This window comes from Bifidobacterium sp. UTCIF-38 (assembly GCF_006454495.1).
Lineage (GTDB): Bacteria > Actinomycetota > Actinomycetes > Actinomycetales > Bifidobacteriaceae > Bifidobacterium > Bifidobacterium callitrichos.
In genome coordinates, this window is record NZ_JFAL01000021.1 from 1 (window position 1) to 16,799 (window position 16,799).

The window sequence follows — 16,799 nt, forward strand, 5'->3', positions numbered from 1 at the left end:
GAGGCGTTCGAGATGACCCGCAGGCTCGCCGCCGAGGAGGCGCTGCTCGTCGGCGGCTCCTCCGGCATGGCCGTCGTCAGCGCGATCAAGTACGCGAAGGAACACGACCTCGGCGCCGACCAGCTCGTCGTCGTCCTCGCCCCCGACTCCGGCCGCAGCTATCTGGAGAAGATCTTCAACGACGACTGGATGCGCGCCAACGGCTACGGTGACATCGTCGAACGCACCTCCCGGCCGTCGCTCGCCGAACAGTACCTGTGACCTTCCGCCCATAACCGACCGGATAACCGGTCATCACCAACACCGATACCGACCGGCGCCATATGCGCCGGCCATTGCCATACCCTCGACAACGTACCCAAATCCACTCATAAGCCCCAAGCGCACCACACCGAAAGGAAACCAATCACCATGTCCGCCGAATACAACGCCCAGTTCGCCGCAGCCGACATCGCCACCCGCGCCATCCACGCCGGTCAGGAGCCCGACCCCACCACCGGCGCAGTCGTCACCCCGATCTACGCCACCTCCACGTTCAAGCAGGACGGCGTGCTGGGCCTTCGTGGCGGACACGACTACTCGCGCTCCATCAACCCCACGCGCACCAGCTTCGACGAGCAGCTCGCCGCCGTCGAAGGCGCCAAGTACGCGCTCTCCTTCTCCTCCGGACTCGCCGCCATCGACGTGCTGCTGCGCTCCACCCTGAAGCCCGGCGACAGCATCCTGCTCGGCAACGACGTGTACGGCGGCACCTACCGACTGCTCGCCAAGGTGTTCGTGCCGTGGGGCGTCGGCCTCGACGTGGTCGACATCACCGATGCGAAGGCCGTCGAGGAGGCGCTCGCCGCCAAGCACTACGCGTACGTGTGGGTCGAGACCCCGTCCAACCCGCTGCTCAACATCACCGACATCGCTCTGACGGCCGAGATCGCGCACAAGTACGGCACCAAGGTCGTCGTCGACAACACGTTCGCCTCGCCCGCGCTCCAGCATCCGCTGGACGAGGGCGCCGACGCGGTCGTCTACTCGACCACCAAGTACATCGGCGGCCACTCCGACGTGGTCGGCGGCGCCGTCGTCCTCAACGACGCCGAGGTGCGCGATGAAGTCGCCTTCCTGCAGAACGCCGCCGGCGCCGTGCCCTCCCCGTTCGACTCCTGGCTCGACATCAGGGGCCTCAAGACCCTCGCCCTGCGCGTCGAACGCCACTCCGCCAACGCGCTCAAGATCGCCCAATGGCTCGAATCCCAGCCGTCCGACGTGGTGGAACGCGTCTGGTACCCGGGCCTCGAATCCCACCCCGGCCACGAGATCGCCGCACGTCAGATGCACGGCGGCTTCGGCGGCGTCGTCTCCGTGCAGCTCGCCGCCGGAGGCGAGGCGGCCAAGCGCTTCGTCGACCACACCCGCATCTTCACGCTGGCCGAATCACTCGGCGGCGTCGAAAGCCTCATCGAGGTGCCCGCAGCCATGACCCACGCCTCCGTGGCCGGCACCACCCTGCAGGTGCCCGCCAACCTGATCCGCATCTCCGTGGGTCTGGAGAACGCCGACGACCTCATCGCCGACCTCGATCAGGCGTTCAAGGCGCTCTGAGACGCCGGCGGAGCGCCCTGCTTCCACCTGCTTCTACACTGGAAGCATGACTGATCCCACGGCGGCGCTCGACGCGCTCAAACGGTACTTCGGATACGAATCGTTCCGCCCCGGGCAGACCGCCGTGGTGAACGCGCTGCTCGGCGGGCGGGACGTACTCGCCGTCATGCCCACCGGCGCCGGCAAGTCGGTGTGCTACCAGATCCCGGCCGTGCTCCTGCCCGGCGTCACCGTCGTCATCTCGCCGCTCATCTCCCTGATGCAGGACCAGGTCGACGCCCTGAACGACATAGGCCTGCCCGCCGCGTTCATCAACGGCACGCAGGCCCCCGACGAGCAGTCGATGGTGCTCGCGCAGGCCGCCGCAGGCCGGGTCAAACTCCTCTACGTCGCGCCGGAGCGCCTGGAGACGCAGCGATTCAGGAACTTCGCCTCGTCCACGCCGATCTCGCTCGTCGCCGTCGACGAGGCGCACTGCGTCTCCCAATGGGGGCAGGACTTCCGCTCCTCGTACCTGTCGATCGGTGAATTCATCGCTTCCCTGCCGCGCCGCCCGATCGTCGGCGCGTTCACCGCCACCGCCACCGAGAAGGTGCGCTACGACGTCGTGAACCTCCTGGGACTGCGCTCGCCGCAGGTCACCGTCACCGGCTTCGACCGGCCCAACCTCTACTTCGACGTCATCATGATGGAGGGCAAGCGCAAGGCCGCGTGGATCGCCGACTACATCGCCGCGCACGCGCAGGAGTCCGGCATCGTGTACTGCTCCACGCGCAAGGAGACCGAGGCGCTCGCCGACACGCTGAACCGTGCGGTGCCGGCGAAACTCGGGGGTGCGGCCGGGGGAGTGGCGTCGGCCGGGCGTCTCGCCGTCGCCTATCACGGCGGCATGAGCGCCGACGTGCGCGCCGCCGCGCAACGCGACTTCGTCACCGACCGGGTGCAGGTCGTCGTCGCCACCAACGCGTTCGGCATGGGCATTGACAAGTCGAACGTGCGATATGTCATCCACCACAACATGCCCGAGTCGATCGAGGCGTACTATCAGGAGGCCGGTCGTGCGGGGCGCGACGGCGAACCCAGCCGGTGCACGCTGCTGTGGAACGAGTCGGACATCGTCACACGCCGGCGCCTGCTCGACAACGACAACGAGAACGAGCGCATGACGCCCGAGGAGCAGGAGATCGCGCGGCGCAACCGCCGGCGCCTGCTCGACGGGATGATCGGCTACTGCCGCACCACCGAATGCCTGCACCGCTACATGACCCGCTACTTCGGGCAGGAGGACGGGCCGGTTGCGGGCGCGAATGATGGTGTGTCGGCGTCCGGCAAGCCCGTCAAATGCGGGGCGTGCGCGAACTGCGAGCGCACGTTCACCACCATCGACGTGTCCGCCGTGGCCCGGGCGATCAGCCAGTGCGTGCACGACGTCGACCAGCGCGTCGGCTCCGGCAAGATCGTCAGGATCCTGCGCGGTTCACAGGCGCAGGATCTCGCGTGGCTCAACCCGCAGAGCATGCCCACGTTCGGCATGCTCAAGGACGTGCCCGAGGCGCGCATCCGCGACGTGCTGAGCCAGATGGCCACCGACGGGTTCCTGTACATCGATGCGGGGCGTCTGCCGATCGTGAAGTTCGGACGCCGAGCGGCGGAGACCGTCGCACCCGGGTTCCACTATGAGATCAAGCGTGTGGACCGTAAGACCGACCGTTCGTCGGATGGCATCGGGGGAGCGGGGCGTCCCGTCCGCCGCGTCGCCTCCGGCATCGGCGGCGCCGGCACGCCGGATTCGACCGTCTACGGTGCCTCCGGCACGAGTGGGTCCGCGGATGTGGACGCCTACGTGCCGAACGACGAGGAGGACGCGCTGTTCGAGCGTCTGCGTGCGTTGCGACGTACGATCGCGCAGGAGATCGGCAAACCGCCGTACATCGTCTTCTCCGACCGCACTCTGCGTGACATGGCGCGCATCAGGCCAGTCACCGACGCCCAGTTCCTCGCCGTCAACGGCGTGGGCGAGCGCAAGCTCGGCCAGTACGGCAAGCGTTTCATGGAGGAGATCGCCGCGTTCAATGCCGCAAAGTGCTGAACGCGGCGATGGTCGAGGCATCATCGGCAAAATATGTGATGCAGATCACTACAGTTTATGCAAATCGTGGGTTACGACTTATGTAAATCGCCGATTACGCATGTGTCGATGGGGGAGAACGCAATGATTCCAAGGGCTTTGAGCCGAACTTGCGTCCGTCGGCGATATGCCTGCGAATAGCCTTCTATGACACCGGGTTGGCGGCCAGCTTGTGGGCATGGAATCGGCCGATCAACTGTTCACCAGTCAATATCGCGGCAACCTCTATGAGAACATGGTCGTGGTCGAGATCGTCAAACGATATCAGGCGCTCGGCAGGGAACCGAAGCTGTTCTACTGGCGTGACAGCAACAAGAAGGAGATCGACCTGATCATCGAGAAGGGCGGGCGGCCGCTGTATGCTGTCGAGGTCAAGTCCTCGTCATCGTTCAATCCGAAATCGTTCGAGATTCTCGAGGATCTCACACCGGATTTCGGTCTGCCCGTGGACAACCGTTTCGTGGTCTACGGGGGAGACGAGTCCTTTGCGACCAGCCACGGTCAGGTCATCGGCATCACCGATCTCGGACGGTTGGTCGGCTGACGTCGCGTCCGTCCGCCAGCCTCTGCTGTCTCGCCCCTCGAACGCTTGGTACACGTTCGCGGAGAGGGTGGTGATGTTCGTGGCGGCGGATTCGTCGACGTCGTTCGTCATCACGGCGATCACGTATGGGTGGGCACCGTAGACGATTGCGACGTCGTTCTGCACTGCAGCCAGCTCGCCGGTCTTGTTCGCCACCTGCACGCCGGCGGGCACGCCCGCCGGGATTTTCGTGCGTCGCGTCTGCCCGAGCAGCAGGTCGACCATTCTCTTGCTCGCGTTCGCCGACACCAGTTCGCCTCGATATGCCTTGGCGAGGAACGTCCCGCAGTCGCGAGCCGACGTCCAGTTCTCGACGTCGTTGCCCGAGGCGGCGCCCGTCAGCGCGCGTAGCTCCTTCGTGCTGGAGAAGCCGTACCGTACGGCGGTGTCGGTGACGGTCGCGATCGCGGCCGTGGTCCCGCCCTTGCCGCCGATGACGGCGAGCAGCCGGTTGGCCGCGTCGTTCGAACTGACCGTGATCATCTGCTTCAGGTTCGCGTCGATCGTCGCGTTGTCGGCGATCGCCCCGTGCTCGAGACGATCGAACACCGTGAGCATGATGTACAGCTTGATCAGCGACGCCGCGACCAGCGGTTTGTCGTTGATCGCCGTGTCCCGCCCGCTGCCGAGATCGAGCGCGTACACGGACCAGTCGCCCGGATACTGTGCGACGGTCGATTCGATCGTCTGTCTCACCGCATCGATGCGCGCCGCATCCGGGTCCGGTGCGGCCGTTTCGGCTTTGTCGGTCCCGTCACCCGTACCTGTCATGTCGCCGTCCGTGGTGTGTTTCGTCGTCGATGACGTGATCTGACTTCGGCCGGGGTCATCCGCTGCGCCGCCTGCCACGCCCGTCACGCGCGGATACGCGATGATCCCGGCGAGTACGGCGACCAGCAGCACCGCTGCCACGATGACGGCTGCGATCGGCGTGCGACTCCGCGCGGCGTGTGACCGTCCACGACGTCTACGAGAGGATGCGCTGCGCGCGCAGCGGCGTCCGCCCATCACTCATCCGCCTTGGCGAGCTGCTGGTCGATGTCGGCGAGGATGTCGCTCATGATCTGCGCCGCCGTGCCCTTGCCTTGGTTCTGCGTGGCGAGCGCGACCGCCGCCTTGCCGTGCGGTGTGGTGACGACCGCGAAGTAGTTCCACGTGTTCTTGATGCCCTGTCCGCGATGTGCGTGGATGGTCATGTCGGATGGAATCGCGACGCCCTCGGCCGCGACGTCGACGTTCATGAGGTCGGACACTCCGGCCGCATCCACCGCGGCGAGCATGCGTACGGCGTCGAACGTGGAGCTGGTGTTCTCGTAGCCGGCGTTGCTGGCCTGCACGTCGCCGAAGTTGCGGTCCAGCGTGGTGTCGGCGTATCCGTGCTGCTTGAGCCACAGGTTGACCGCCTCGAAGCCGCCGAAGTCGGCGATCGCCTGATTGGCGGCCGCATTGTCCATCGTGGACATCATCGTCTGCGCCTCGGTGAGGGAATCGCCACCGTTCGACCGTGCGGCGAGATAGACGGGCAGGTACAGGCCTGCGGAGACGAACTTCGTGCGTGCGGCGGCCGTGTTGGCCACGTCCTTTTCCGAATAGGACGTGTCGGCCGACGAGGTGCCGTCGCCGAGGAACATCGCCGAGACCGACACGTCGGTGGAGGAGTACTTGTTGGTGATCGACGACAACGACTTCGAGTTGGGCTTCGTCGCCTTGGCCTTCGCGTCGGCGTCGGATTTGGTTGCGGAATCGGCTTCGGACTTGTCCGAATCGGCCGTGTTCGATTGTTCGGTGGTCTGATTGGTCGGGGTCGAGCCGGTCAGGAAGTCCGGCTTGATGACGAACGCGAACACGAGCGCCGCGACGATCGCCACGGCGGCGATCGAGGCCACGACGATGATCCATATCCGGTTCGTCCTGGACCGTGTCGTGGCGGTCGGCGTGGGAGCCGGCACCGGCGAAGGCGAAGGACCGGACGCGGGTGCGGGGGAAGCCTGCGGGGGATCGGGCACCGGACGATCCTGCGACGTTCCCCTCGTCGGTGCCGGTGTCGGTACCGGTTGAATCGTCGGTTGAATCGGCGTGGGCTCCGGCTGAGCTGCTGCGGACGACCCGGCGGGAGTCATCTGAGCAATCGGCGTGCCGCAGTTCGTGCAGAATCTCGTTCCGGGTTCAAGACTGTGACCGCAGTTCGTGCAGAAACGCATATGATCCCTTTCCTTCCCTGTGTTCTTCCCGCGTCGTTCTTGCGCATGCGCGTTGTCCTCCCGCATGAAGAACCACGTCCTATTATGGTATCCGTCATTCCAATGAACACCTATGGAGGACGACACATGGTTGAGGAAACGAACGAAAAGCCGACGAAGCCCGTCGTCGAGAGCTTCCAGCTGGATCACACGAAGGTCAAGGCGCCGTACGTGCGCTACATCGACACGGAGAAGGGGCCGCATGGCGATGTGATCTCCAACTACGACCTGCGTCTCGTGCAGCCGAACGAGAACGCGATCCCGACCGCGGGCCTGCACACGATCGAGCACACGATCGCCGTGCTGCTGCGCGAACGTATCGACGGCTACATCGACTGCTCGCCGTTCGGCTGCCGCACCGGCTTCCACCTGCTCACCTGGGGCGAGCACCCCACCGAGGAGGTCGCCAAGGCGCTGAAGGAGTCGCTCGAGTTCATCGCCTACAAGGCCACGTGGGACGACGTCCCCGCCACGACGATCGAAAGCTGCGGCAACTACCGCGACCACAGCCTGTTCACCGCGAAGGAGTGGTGCAAGGACATCCTCGCCAAGGGCATCAGCTCCGACCCCTTCGTCCGCAAGGTCGTCTGAGCCTTACGGTTGGTTGGGCCGGATGAATGGGTGTGCTCGACACACTCAAGGCCGTTCGGCCAAGCCTACGGTCGAGCACACCCATTCATCCGGCCCCGTTGGTCTACTTACTTACGCCCGCTCGGCGATGCGCGTGATGGCGTCGTCCGATTCGTCGACGATGCGGCGCATCGCCGCCTCGGCGCCCGCGCCGTCGCCCCGGCGCACCAGCGCCGCGACCTCGCTGTGCAGGTCCAGCGCCTTCTGGTTCGCGGTCTTCGGCATCAACTCGTGATGCGTGCGCCCTTCGAGCGTGGCGACGATGACGTCGCCCAGATCGGCGAACATCAGGTTCCCGCTCGCCTCCACGAGCGTGCGGTGGAACAGGCTGTCGGCGTCGAGGTATTCCTGCTCGTCGGCGCGGTCCGCGTGCGAGACCATGCCGATCGCGGCCTCGGTCAGGGCCGCCCACTGCTCGTTCGTGGCGTGCGTGGCGGCGAGGCGCGCGGCCAGCGGCTCGACCGCCGAGCGCAGTTGCGACAGCTCATGCAACGCGTCCAGACGGTGTCTCCCGCCCAGTCGCCACCGGATCACCTGCGGGTCGAACATGTTCCACTGCCGGATCGGGTTGACCGTCGCTCCAGCCTTGCGCCTGACGCTCACCAGTCCCATCGATTCCAGCACACGCGTCGCCTCTCGCGTGACCGTGCGCGAGGGGCTTTCGCCGCCGAGATCGGGGTCGGGGAGCCGGTCTCCCGGGGCGATGTCGCCGTCGACGATCGCCGTGCCCCACCAGTCCAGCAGCCGGTCGTGCAACGGGCGTTCGTCACTTTGCCCGCCGTATTGACCGGTGCGCGCCGTATCTTCCGTCTTCTCCGTATTCATAGGACAAGTATCGCACATGCGATGTGTTATGGCATACATATTCGACACGCCGTCCTTGAATCGTATTGCGTAATCCAAAACGGTGCGTTATATTGAATATCAACATACAAAACAGATTGGTTGACAGAGTTTCGTCATCCAATACAACGACTCAAAGAAGAGATGGATTATGAATACCATGATTCTCGCAGCGGCCACCACGGCGGCTGATACCGCGGTGCACCTCAACGGCACCCAGCTCGGCATCAGCGTGGTCGCCAGCATCGTCGTCCTGATCCTGCTGGTCACCGTCGCCAAGCTGCACCCGTTCGTCTCCCTGCTCATCTCCGCACTGGTCGTCGGCATCGGATCCGGCTACGGACCGGTCGCCACCGTCGAAAGCTTCTCCGACACCTTCGGCTCCACCATGGCCTCCGTCGGCATCCTCGTCGGCCTCGGCGCGATGCTCGGACGCGTGCTCATGGACACCGGCGCCGCCGACTCCATCGTCGACACGCTGCTGGCGAAGACCTCCGTGAGGATGATCCCGTGGACCATGGCCCTGATCGGCGCCCTGATCGGCCTGCCCATGTTCTTCGAGGTCGGCCTCGTCGTGCTCGTGCCCGTCATCATCCTCATCACCCGCCGCTCCAAACTGCCGCTCATGCGCGTCGCCATCCCCACCCTCGCCGGCCTGTCCGTCATGCACGCCTGCATGCCGCCCCAGCCCGGCCCGCTCGCCGCACTGAGCTGCTTCAAGAACGGCTCCGTCGGCATCACCATGATGTTCGGCCTGCCGATCGCCGTGATCACCGCCGCGCTCGTCGGCCCGCTCTTCTCCAAGTTCGCCGCCAAGTGGGTGCCGGTCGGCGCCCCCGAGAACTTCGAGACCGGCAAGGGCCGCGTCGACGCCGACGGCAACCCCGTTACCGCCAAGCCGCCGTTCGCCCTGTCCGTGCTGTGCATCCTCATGCCCGCGATCCTCATGCTCGGCAACGCGATCTTCGAGATCGCCGCCCCCGATCAGGCCGGCTCCGACGCCCTCTACGCGCAGGTCTTCGCCTTCTTCGGCAAGCCCGCCATCGCGCTCGCCGTCGCCGTGGTCTTCGCGATGCTCGTGCTCGGCCGCGCCACCCACATGACCTGGAAGGCCGTCAACGACTCCCTCAAGGCCGCGCTTCCCCCGATCGCCGGCATTCTGCTCATCGTCGGCGCCGGCGGCGGCTACAAGGGCGTCCTCGTCGACACCGGCATCGGCGACATCATCGGCAGGTTCGTCGAAAGCTCCTCGATCTCCATCTTCCTCGTCGCCTGGCTCATCGCCGCGTTCGTGCGCGTCGCCACCGGCTCCGCCACCGTCGCGATCATCACCACCGCCGGCATCCTCGGCCCCGTCGTCGACCAGATGGGCGTGACCGCCCCGGCCATCGCCCTGCTCGTCATCGCGATCGGCGCCGGATCCGTGTTCCTCTCCCACGTCAACGACGCCGGATTCTGGCTCATCAAGGAGTACTTCGGCCTCGAGGTCGGCGAGACGTTCAAGACGTGGACCGTCCTCGAATGCCTGCTCTCGCTCGTCGTGCTCGCCCTCGTCATGATCGCCAGCATCTTCGTGCCCCTTGTCTGACTCCCGATTCGGCTTCGTCTAGGCCCTCGGCTCCCCTTGTCAGGGGAGCTGGCCCGCGAAGCGGGTCTGAGGGGTAGTCGCCTGCCCCGTATTTCGTAAAACCTCCACACGCAAAAGGAACCGCACCATGACCACCGCAACCGTCACCCCCACCCTCGCCGAGCGCATCATCGTCGAGAACACCATCCCCGCCAAGTACTTCAGCCACGCCAAGCCGATCATCGTCCTCATGGGCGTGTGCGGCTGCGGCAAGACCACCGTCGCCGAGCATCTCGTCGACCACTACGGCCTGAAGTACGCCGAGGCCGACGACTTCCACCCGCAGGCCAACATCGACAAGATGGCCGCCGGCCACCCGCTCACCGACGAGGACCGCTGGCCGTGGCTCGACACCCTCGCCGCGTGGATCGACGAGCGCATCGCCGCCGGCGAGCCCGCCGTCGTCACCTGCTCCGCGTTGAAGCGCGCCTACCGTGACCGACTGCGCCGCAAGGGCGTCGTGTTCGTCTACATGAAGGGCACGTTCGACGAGGTGATGGAACGCCTGTCCACCCGCGAGAACCACTTCATGAAGCCGGAGATGCTCCAGAGCCAGTTCGACATCCTTGAAGAGCCGGGCGACGACGAGGTCCATGTCGCCGCGCACATCGGACTGGGCACCCCCGAGCAGGAGGCGGCCGCCGTCGCGGGCGCGCTGCACCTGTGAGACCGTCGGCATCGTCAACGCATCGCAATACATCGTCAATCACATCGCAAAACGCTACGACTCAGCAATCAGGACAGGAAGGCAACCGAAATGCAGATGGGTATGATCGGCCTCGGCCGTATGGGCGGCAACATGGTCAGGCGTCTCAAGGAGGACGGCCACGACGTCGTCGGCTTCGACATGAACCCCGACTCCGGGCGTGACGTCGACTCGCTCGAGGCTCTGGTGGCCGCGCTCGACGCGCCCCGCGTCGTATGGGTGATGGTGCCTGCCGGCGCCCCCACCGATTCGACGATCGCGCATCTGGGCGAACTGCTCGAGCCCGGCGACATCGTCGTCGACGGCGGCAACTCCAAATACACCGAGGACCGCGAGCACGCGGCCGTGCTCGCGAAGCGCGGCATCGGATTCCTCGATTGCGGCGTCTCCGGCGGCGTGTGGGGCGCCGAACGCGGCTACGCGCTCATGATCGGCGGCGACGACCGGGACTACGAGACCGTCCTGCCGATCTTCGAAAGCCTCAAGCCCGAAGGAGAGTTCGGCCTCGTCCACGCCGGCCCGGTCGGTGGCGGGCATTTTGCGAAGATGGTCCACAACGGCATCGAATACGGCATGATGCAGGCGTTCGGCGAGGGCTTCGCGACGATGCTGCGCAGCGAATACGTGACCAACCCGGCCGAGACGATGACCTCATGGCGCACCGGATCCGTGGTGGCCAGCTGGCTGCTCGACCTGCTCGACAACGCCACGAGGAACGATCCCGAACTCAAGGACGTGCCGGCCGTCGCCAACGAGTCGGGCGAGGCCAAGTGGATGGTCGAGGCCGCGCTCGAACTCGGCGTGCCCACCCCGACCACCGCCGCGGCCCTATGGCAGCGGCAGGCCTCGCGCGGCGGTGCCGACGACATCCTCAGGGTCGTCACCGCGTTGCGCGCCCAGTTCGGCGGCCACGTCACCAAGGTCGACGAGATCGCCACGCACTGAAACGACCGCGCACCGAAACGGACACCACCGGTTTGTGCGGCGGACATGGTAGCGTAACCCGTCAGTCACCATTCCAACCGACCCAATCCGACCAATCGACCGTGAGGTGAATCGTGGTATCCAATACCTCCTCCCGGCGCTTCCGCCACGCGACCATGCACGATCTTCCGCAGATGCTCAAGATCTACGCGCACGCCCGCGAGCTGATGGCGCGCAACGGCAATCCCACGCAATGGGGCAACACGTTCCCGCGCGAGGAGGTCATCAGGGACGACATCGCCAACCAGCGCACGATGCTGCTCGTCGACACGCAGAACGGCCACGAGCGCATCCTCGCCCAGTTCGCGTTGTGCCCGGGGGAGGACCCCACCTACAAGCACATCGACGGAGCCTGGCTGGACGATGACGCCTATGTCACCATCCACCGCATCGCGGCCTCCGGTCTGGTCAAGCACGCGGCGCGCGACTGCATCGCCTGGGCGCTCAAGCACTACGGCAATGTGCGCGCCGACACGCATCCCAACAACCGGGCCATGCAGCATGTGCTTGAGACCAACGGATTCGCCCGATGTGGGCTGATCCAGCTGATCGACCGAACGACGGACACCACCCGCATCGCCTACCAGCGCCACGAGTGGTGAGGTGAGCGGACCGGCGAAACGCACTAGCCCCCTGCCGAAACCGTATCGGTCGGCAGGGGGCTAGTGCGTTTTGGCCGCGTACGCGCCTACAGCAGGCTCGTCGGATCGAGCTTGGCGAGATCGTCCGCGGGCAGCACCTCGGCGGCATGCTCGTACAGGCGCGGGATGCGGTTCCTCAGGCAGGTGAAGATCTCGTAGCTGATCGTGTCGGCTGCGCGCGCCCAATCGTCGGCGGTCGGCTCGACGAACTCCTCGCCGCGGCCCGGTCCGAACAGTTCGACCGTATCGCCCTCATGCACGCCGAGCGCGGCCGCCGAACCATGCAGATCGAGGATGAACTGGTCCATGCACACACGCCCGGAGACGCGGTAGAGCTTCGGGCCCTCGGCGGTCATCACACGCACCGGACCGCCGGGCTTCTCCACATGCTTGGCACCCTGCATGTCGAATCCGGAGGCGGAGCGGTGGATGCCGTCCGCGTAGCCGATCGGCACGATCGCCGTGGACGTGTCGTCCGGAGTCAGATAGGTGCGGCCGTAGGAGATGCCGTGACCGGCCTCCACGTCCTTGACGGTGCCGAGCTGCGCCTGCAGACGCATGGCCGGGGTCAGATGCCAGTCGCGCGGCGTGCCCATCGCCGGGTCCGGTTCGTAGCCGTACAGGCCGATGCCCGGACGCGTCAGCTCGAAGTGGATCTCCGGACGGTCGAGCGTCGCCGCGGTGTTCGCGAGGTGGCGGATCTCGGGGGCGATGCCCGCGGCCTCCATGCGGCGGGTGAAGTCCTTGAAGTTCTCGATTTGACGGTCGGTGGAGGCGACGAACTCCGGCACGTCCGGCGAATCGGCCACGGCGAGATGGCTCCACTGGCCCACGATGTGCAGCACACCCTCCTTGGCGAGTGGAACGAGCTTGGCGAGCGCGGCGTCGAAGCCGGCCGGGGTGAAGCCGTTGCGCCCGAAGCCGGAATCGACCTTCACATGCACGCGTGCCGTCTTGCCGAGCGCGCGTGCGGCCTCGGCGACCCGGTCGATGCCCGGCAGCGAGCCGACGGAGATGTCGATGTCATTCGCGATGAGCTCGTCGAACGGCACTTCGGTGCCGTTGTAGACCCAGGTGAGAATGTGGCAGCGGTCGGGGCCGATGCCGAGCTTCCTGAGCAGCAGCGCCTCGTGCGACTGCGCGGTGCCGAGCCACGTGGCGCCGCCGGCCAGCGCGGCGAGGGCGGCGGGCAGCAGACCGTGGCCATAGGCGTCGGCCTTGACGACGCCCATCACGGCGGTGCCGGAGTTCGGGCCTCCCACGACGTCCACCAGATGCGCCATGTTGTCGCGCAGGGCCCTCATGTCGACGATGGCCTGCGCCGGGTAGCGGCGGCGGGCGGCCGCGTAGTTGGCCCTGCCCTGTTCGTTGCTGAATTCGATTGCCGGAGCGGCATTCGCTGCGTTGATAGTCATGACGCCCTATTGTGGCGCGTCAGTGTGACGTGGCTGTGGGGGAGACCACATTGCGGCCTTGTGGGGCCGCCGGATTGAGGTGTCGGACGGGCGTTGAGCGGTGTCGGTCGGCATGGATCGGCATGGATCGACATGGAGATGACGGGAAGACGCCGATCGGCGTGGTCCATATCGTGAACACATGGTGAGACGGTGTGCAATGGTTCTCTCCGGTCCGACGTATACTCGCTTCTCACACGGTTCGCTTGCCGTTTTCCCGCCCGTAATATGCGGGGGCAACAATGACGACCGTATTCAAGACTCCCGGCGTTGAGGCGTGTCGGGGTCCCGGAATTCCGTCCGGCCAAGCCCCATTCCACTAGTTCATGAGAGAAGAACCATGAATCTGTTCCGTAAGAAAACGGTGGATCAGCTTGTCGCCGAATCCACCCCTCTGAAGCGTACGATGCGCACGTTCGATCTGACGATGCTCGGCATCGGCGCGATCATCGGCACCGGCATCTTCGTGCTGACCGGCAAGGGCGCTCTGACCGCCGGCCCCGCCCTGTCCGTGTCGTTCCTGCTCGCCGCGATCTGCTGCGGTTTCGCTGGCCTGTGCTACGCGGAGTTCGCGTCGATGGCCCCCGTCTCCGGCTCCGCCTACTCCTACGCGTATCTGGCGTTCGGCGAACTGATCGCGTTCGTCATCGGCTGGGATCTGATCCTCGAATACGCGCTGCAGGCCGCCACCGTGTCCGCCGGATGGTCGGGATACTTCAACAAGCTGCTTGAAGGGTTCGGCCTGCATCTGCCGGTCGAGCTGACCGCCGCATACGGCACCACGCCGGGCGTCACCACCTACTTCAACCTGCCCGGCTTCGTCATCGTCCTCATCATCACGTGGGTGCTGTCGATCGGCATCAACCAGACCAAGCGCACCAACGACATCATGGTGATGATCAAGCTCGTGATCATCGTCCTGTTCATCGTGTGCACCGTGTGGTACATCAACCCGGCCAACTGGAAGCCGTTCTCCCCGTACGGCATCTACACGTTCCAGCCCGGCTCCACGCAGCCGTACGGCATCGTGCCCGCCGCCTCGATCGTGTTCTTCAGCTTCATCGGCTTCGACGCCGTCTCCTCCTCCGCCGAGGAGACCGTCAACCCGAACAAGACCCTGCCCCGCGGCATCCTCTACTCCCTCGGCATCTCGACGGTGCTCTACATCATCATGACGCTCATCATGACCGGCATCGTGCCCTACAAGGAGTTCGCCAAGTTCATCGACGCGCCGGTCGCCGGCGTGATCCTCGCCACCGGCATGAACTGGCTGGCGTTCATCGTCAACCTCGGCGCCCTCGTCGGCATGACCACGGTGATGCTCGTCCAGCTGTACGGCCAGTCCCGCATCTGCTATGCGATGAGCCGCGACGGACTGTTCCCGGAGTTCTTCGGCCACGTGCACGAGAAGTACCGCACCCCGTTCAAGGGCACCTGGTTCTTCGGCATCCTCACGGCCGTCGCCGGTGGTTTCATCAACATCAACGTGCTGTTCGAGCTGGTGAACATCGGTACGCTGAGCGCGTTCATCATCGTCTCCGCCGGCATCCTGTGGATGCGCAAGACCGCGCCCGATGCGCACCGCGGCTTCAAGGCCCCGGGCGTGCCGGTCACCCCGGTCATCTCGATCATCTTCTGCTTCATCCTCATCGCCGGCCTCAACTGGGAGACCTGGCTGCGCTTCGCCGTCTGGTTCGGCCTCGGCCTCGTGGTCTACTTCGCCTACAGCCGCAAGCGCTCCAAGCTCAACGGCGCGGACGGTGTAGATAAGGCCGCCAAGGTCGCCGCCAAGTGATCCAACTCCCCTCAGCGTCACAAATTCCCGAGATCATCCCATCTCTCGGTAATAAGTGACGCTGGTCATCCGTAAGCGTCACAAATTCCCGAAGTCCCCATGGATCTCGGTAATAAGTGACGCTTACTGCTAGTGAGCGTCACAAATTCCCGAGGTGCCCTATGCTGGAGGCATGGAAACGACGCTGGATGGGGAAGCGGTCCTGAGCGGCGAGGGGTACACCGCCTTCGACGAGGAACGCTGGGCGATCGAACCGCCCAAATCGAAATCGCGCACCGCGTTCGAACGCGACCGCGCCCGACTCATCCACTCGTCGGCATTGAGAAGACTCGGCGCCAAAAGCCAGGTGCTCGTCGCCGGCACTGACGACTTCGCACGCACACGGCTCACGCACACGCTCGAAGTCGCCCAGATCGGCAGACAGGTCGGCAAACTGCTCGGCTGCGATCCGGACGTCGTCGACTGCGCCTGCCTCGCCCACGACCTCGGACACCCGCCCTTTGGACACAACGGCGAGAAGGCGCTCGCCGACATCGCCCGCAACATCGGCGGATTCGAAGGCAATGCGCAGACCCTCAGACTGCTCACCCGACTCGAACCCAAGATCATGCACCCCGACGGCCGATCCGCAGGAGTGAATCTCACGCGAGCCTCGCTCGACGCCGCCGTCAAATATCCGTGGACGCTCGATCAGGCCGCTGGATACGCGAAAATCAAAGGCGTCAAACCCACGAAGTTCTGCGTCTACCCGGACGACATGGATGTCTTCCGGTGGCTCAAGATCGACGCTCCCGAAGCCACCAAGCCGATGGAATGCCAGGTCATGGACCTTGCGGACGACATCGCCTACTCCGTGCACGACGTGGAGGACGCGATCGCGACCGGCGCGTTCGAGCCGATCGTCCTCACCGATCCGCGCATGCTCGACCACATCGTCGAGGCGACGCGCGACTGGTACGGCGACAAGTGGGATCCCGACATGCTGCTCGCCGCATTCCGCCGACTGCAGCGCCTCGACATGTTCCCCATGCACTTCAACGGCTCGCGCTCCTCACTCGCGCAGCTGAAGAACATCACCTCGGATCTCATCGGCAGATTCGCGTGGAGCGTCGAGGAGGCGACGCGCGACACGTACGGCCCCGGCCCCCTGACCCGCTATTCGGCCAGCGTCGTCATCCCCGAGGACACCGCATACGAGATCGTCGCCCTGAAGGGCATCGCCGTCTACTTCGTGATGGCTCCGCGCGAGCACGAACCGCTGCACCTCGAGGAACGCAGGATCGTCGAGGACTTGATCGACGTGCTCATGGCCGACTCGCCCCGCCCCTCCGACGTGCTCGAAAGCCAGTTCCTCGAGGACTGGGACTCGGCCTCCAACGACGACGAGCGGCTGCGCGTCGCCGTCGACCAGGTCGCCTCCCTCACCGACGCCTCCGCCCTCGCCCTCCACTCGATCCTGTGCTGACGGCGTTGCGCTGGAAATGAGGCGGGGGAGTGGGATATACGATGCACGACTGTAAGCTTGGCCAAACGGCCTTGAGTGTGTCGTGTATCGCATATCCCACTCCCCCG

13 protein-coding genes and 3 pseudogenes are annotated in these 16,799 nt (G+C 65.4%); 11 read left to right on the forward strand and 5 right to left on the reverse strand.

The annotated features are described in order from the left end of the window. From BW11_RS07160 to BW11_RS07175, 4 genes and pseudogenes are all read left to right on the forward strand, one after another. Positions 1-261, forward strand: a pseudogene (locus tag BW11_RS07160) (cystathionine beta-synthase); the annotation flags it as partial. 150 nt (positions 262-411) lie between these two features. After that, on the forward strand, positions 412-1,596 hold the full coding sequence (locus tag BW11_RS07165) for a cystathionine gamma-synthase (protein WP_140445168.1): 1,185 nt from the start codon (positions 412-414) through the stop codon (positions 1,594-1,596). A 46-nt stretch (positions 1,597-1,642) separates the two neighbouring features. Next, positions 1,643-3,685, forward strand: coding sequence for a RecQ family ATP-dependent DNA helicase (locus BW11_RS07170; RefSeq protein ID WP_140445167.1), 2,043 nt, complete (start codon positions 1,643-1,645; stop codon positions 3,683-3,685). Between the two features lie 217 nt (positions 3,686-3,902). Next, positions 3,903-4,268: a DUF4143 domain-containing protein gene (locus BW11_RS07175; protein WP_140445166.1), complete on the forward strand. Its 366-nt coding sequence runs from the start codon at positions 3,903-3,905 to the stop codon at positions 4,266-4,268. Between the two features lie 117 nt (positions 4,269-4,385). On the opposite strand, the pseudogene BW11_RS11965 reads toward BW11_RS07175, so the two are convergent. The 3 genes and pseudogenes from BW11_RS11965 to BW11_RS12045 all read right to left on the reverse strand — a co-directional run. Then, positions 4,386-5,315, reverse strand: a pseudogene (locus BW11_RS11965) (serine hydrolase); the annotation flags it as partial. Then, the gene (locus BW11_RS07185; RefSeq protein ID WP_181166137.1) at positions 5,315-6,256 is read right to left on the reverse strand and encodes a serine hydrolase; all 942 of its coding nucleotides are present in this window, start codon (positions 6,254-6,256) and stop codon (positions 5,315-5,317) included. The gene BW11_RS07185 and the pseudogene BW11_RS11965, both read right to left, overlap by 1 nt. A 183-nt stretch (positions 6,257-6,439) precedes the next feature. After that, positions 6,440-6,751, reverse strand: a pseudogene (locus BW11_RS12045) (zinc-ribbon domain-containing protein); the annotation flags it as partial. On the opposite strand from BW11_RS12045, the gene BW11_RS07190 reads away from it, so the two are divergent. Next, complete coding sequence (locus BW11_RS07190; RefSeq protein ID WP_043166846.1) at positions 6,635-7,138, forward strand: S-ribosylhomocysteine lyase; 504 nt, start codon at positions 6,635-6,637, stop codon at positions 7,136-7,138. The pseudogene BW11_RS12045 and the gene BW11_RS07190 overlap by 117 nt on opposite strands. A gap of 111 nt (positions 7,139-7,249) precedes the next feature. On the opposite strand, the gene BW11_RS07195 is transcribed toward BW11_RS07190, so the two are convergent. Beyond that, positions 7,250-8,002, reverse strand: a complete 753-nt coding sequence (locus BW11_RS07195) for a FadR/GntR family transcriptional regulator (protein ID WP_140445164.1) — start codon at positions 8,000-8,002, stop codon at positions 7,250-7,252. Positions 8,003-8,171: 169 nt separating this feature from the next. Between BW11_RS07195 and BW11_RS07200 the strand changes: the two genes are divergently transcribed. The 4 genes from BW11_RS07200 to BW11_RS07215 all read left to right on the forward strand — a co-directional run bounded on the left by BW11_RS07200 (position 8,172) and on the right by BW11_RS07215 (position 11,939). Beyond that, positions 8,172-9,608, forward strand: coding sequence for a GntP family permease (locus tag BW11_RS07200; protein ID WP_219846738.1), 1,437 nt, complete (start codon positions 8,172-8,174; stop codon positions 9,606-9,608). Between the two features lie 127 nt (positions 9,609-9,735). Beyond that, entirely contained in the window at positions 9,736-10,314 is a 579-nt protein-coding gene (locus BW11_RS07205; protein ID WP_258184589.1) for a gluconokinase, read from the forward strand. A gap of 90 nt (positions 10,315-10,404) precedes the next feature. Further along, a complete protein-coding gene (gene gnd / locus BW11_RS07210) occupies positions 10,405-11,298 on the forward strand; it encodes a phosphogluconate dehydrogenase (NAD(+)-dependent, decarboxylating) (RefSeq protein WP_219846737.1) in 894 nt (297 codons plus the stop codon). A 155-nt stretch (positions 11,299-11,453) separates the two neighbouring features. Continuing rightward, positions 11,454-11,939: an N-acetyltransferase gene (locus BW11_RS07215; RefSeq protein WP_181162539.1), complete on the forward strand. Its 486-nt coding sequence runs from the start codon at positions 11,454-11,456 to the stop codon at positions 11,937-11,939. Positions 11,940-12,025: 86 nt separating this feature from the next. Here the strand turns inward: BW11_RS07215 and alr are convergent, their stop codons facing one another. Then, a complete protein-coding gene (gene alr / locus BW11_RS07220; protein ID WP_043166850.1) occupies positions 12,026-13,393 on the reverse strand; it encodes an alanine racemase in 1,368 nt (455 codons plus the stop codon). Between the two features lie 379 nt (positions 13,394-13,772). On the opposite strand from alr, the gene BW11_RS07225 reads away from it, so the two are divergent. Further along, a complete protein-coding gene (locus BW11_RS07225; RefSeq protein WP_140445161.1) occupies positions 13,773-15,227 on the forward strand; it encodes an APC family permease in 1,455 nt (484 codons plus the stop codon). 172 nt (positions 15,228-15,399) lie between these two features. Further along, on the forward strand, positions 15,400-16,692 hold the full coding sequence (locus BW11_RS07230; protein WP_140445160.1) for a deoxyguanosinetriphosphate triphosphohydrolase: 1,293 nt from the start codon (positions 15,400-15,402) through the stop codon (positions 16,690-16,692). The last annotated feature ends 107 nt before the right edge of the window (positions 16,693-16,799 follow it).

What these genes read in the sequence shown, in the direction of transcription:
- BW11_RS07165 (WP_140445168.1), top strand. Translation starts at nt 412, where the DNA reads ATGTCCGCCGAATACAACGCCCAGTTCGCCGCAGCCGACATCGCCACC.
- BW11_RS07170 (WP_140445167.1), top strand. Translation starts at nt 1,643, where the DNA reads ATGACTGATCCCACGGCGGCGCTCGACGCGCTCAAACGGTACTTCGGA.
- BW11_RS07175 (WP_140445166.1), top strand. Translation starts at nt 3,903, where the DNA reads ATGGAATCGGCCGATCAACTGTTCACCAGTCAATATCGCGGCAACCTC.
- BW11_RS07190 (WP_043166846.1), top strand. Translation starts at nt 6,635, where the DNA reads ATGGTTGAGGAAACGAACGAAAAGCCGACGAAGCCCGTCGTCGAGAGC.
- BW11_RS07195 (WP_140445164.1), bottom strand. Translation starts at nt 8,002, where the DNA reads ATGAATACGGAGAAGACGGAAGATACGGCGCGCACCGGTCAATACGGC.
- BW11_RS07200 (WP_219846738.1), top strand. Translation starts at nt 8,172, where the DNA reads ATGAATACCATGATTCTCGCAGCGGCCACCACGGCGGCTGATACCGCG.
- BW11_RS07205 (WP_258184589.1), top strand. Translation starts at nt 9,736, where the DNA reads ATGACCACCGCAACCGTCACCCCCACCCTCGCCGAGCGCATCATCGTC.
- gnd (WP_219846737.1), top strand. Translation starts at nt 10,405, where the DNA reads ATGCAGATGGGTATGATCGGCCTCGGCCGTATGGGCGGCAACATGGTC.
- BW11_RS07215 (WP_181162539.1), top strand. Translation starts at nt 11,454, where the DNA reads ATGCACGATCTTCCGCAGATGCTCAAGATCTACGCGCACGCCCGCGAG.
- alr (WP_043166850.1), bottom strand. Translation starts at nt 13,393, where the DNA reads ATGACTATCAACGCAGCGAATGCCGCTCCGGCAATCGAATTCAGCAAC.
- BW11_RS07225 (WP_140445161.1), top strand. Translation starts at nt 13,773, where the DNA reads ATGAATCTGTTCCGTAAGAAAACGGTGGATCAGCTTGTCGCCGAATCC.
- BW11_RS07230 (WP_140445160.1), top strand. Translation starts at nt 15,400, where the DNA reads ATGGAAACGACGCTGGATGGGGAAGCGGTCCTGAGCGGCGAGGGGTAC.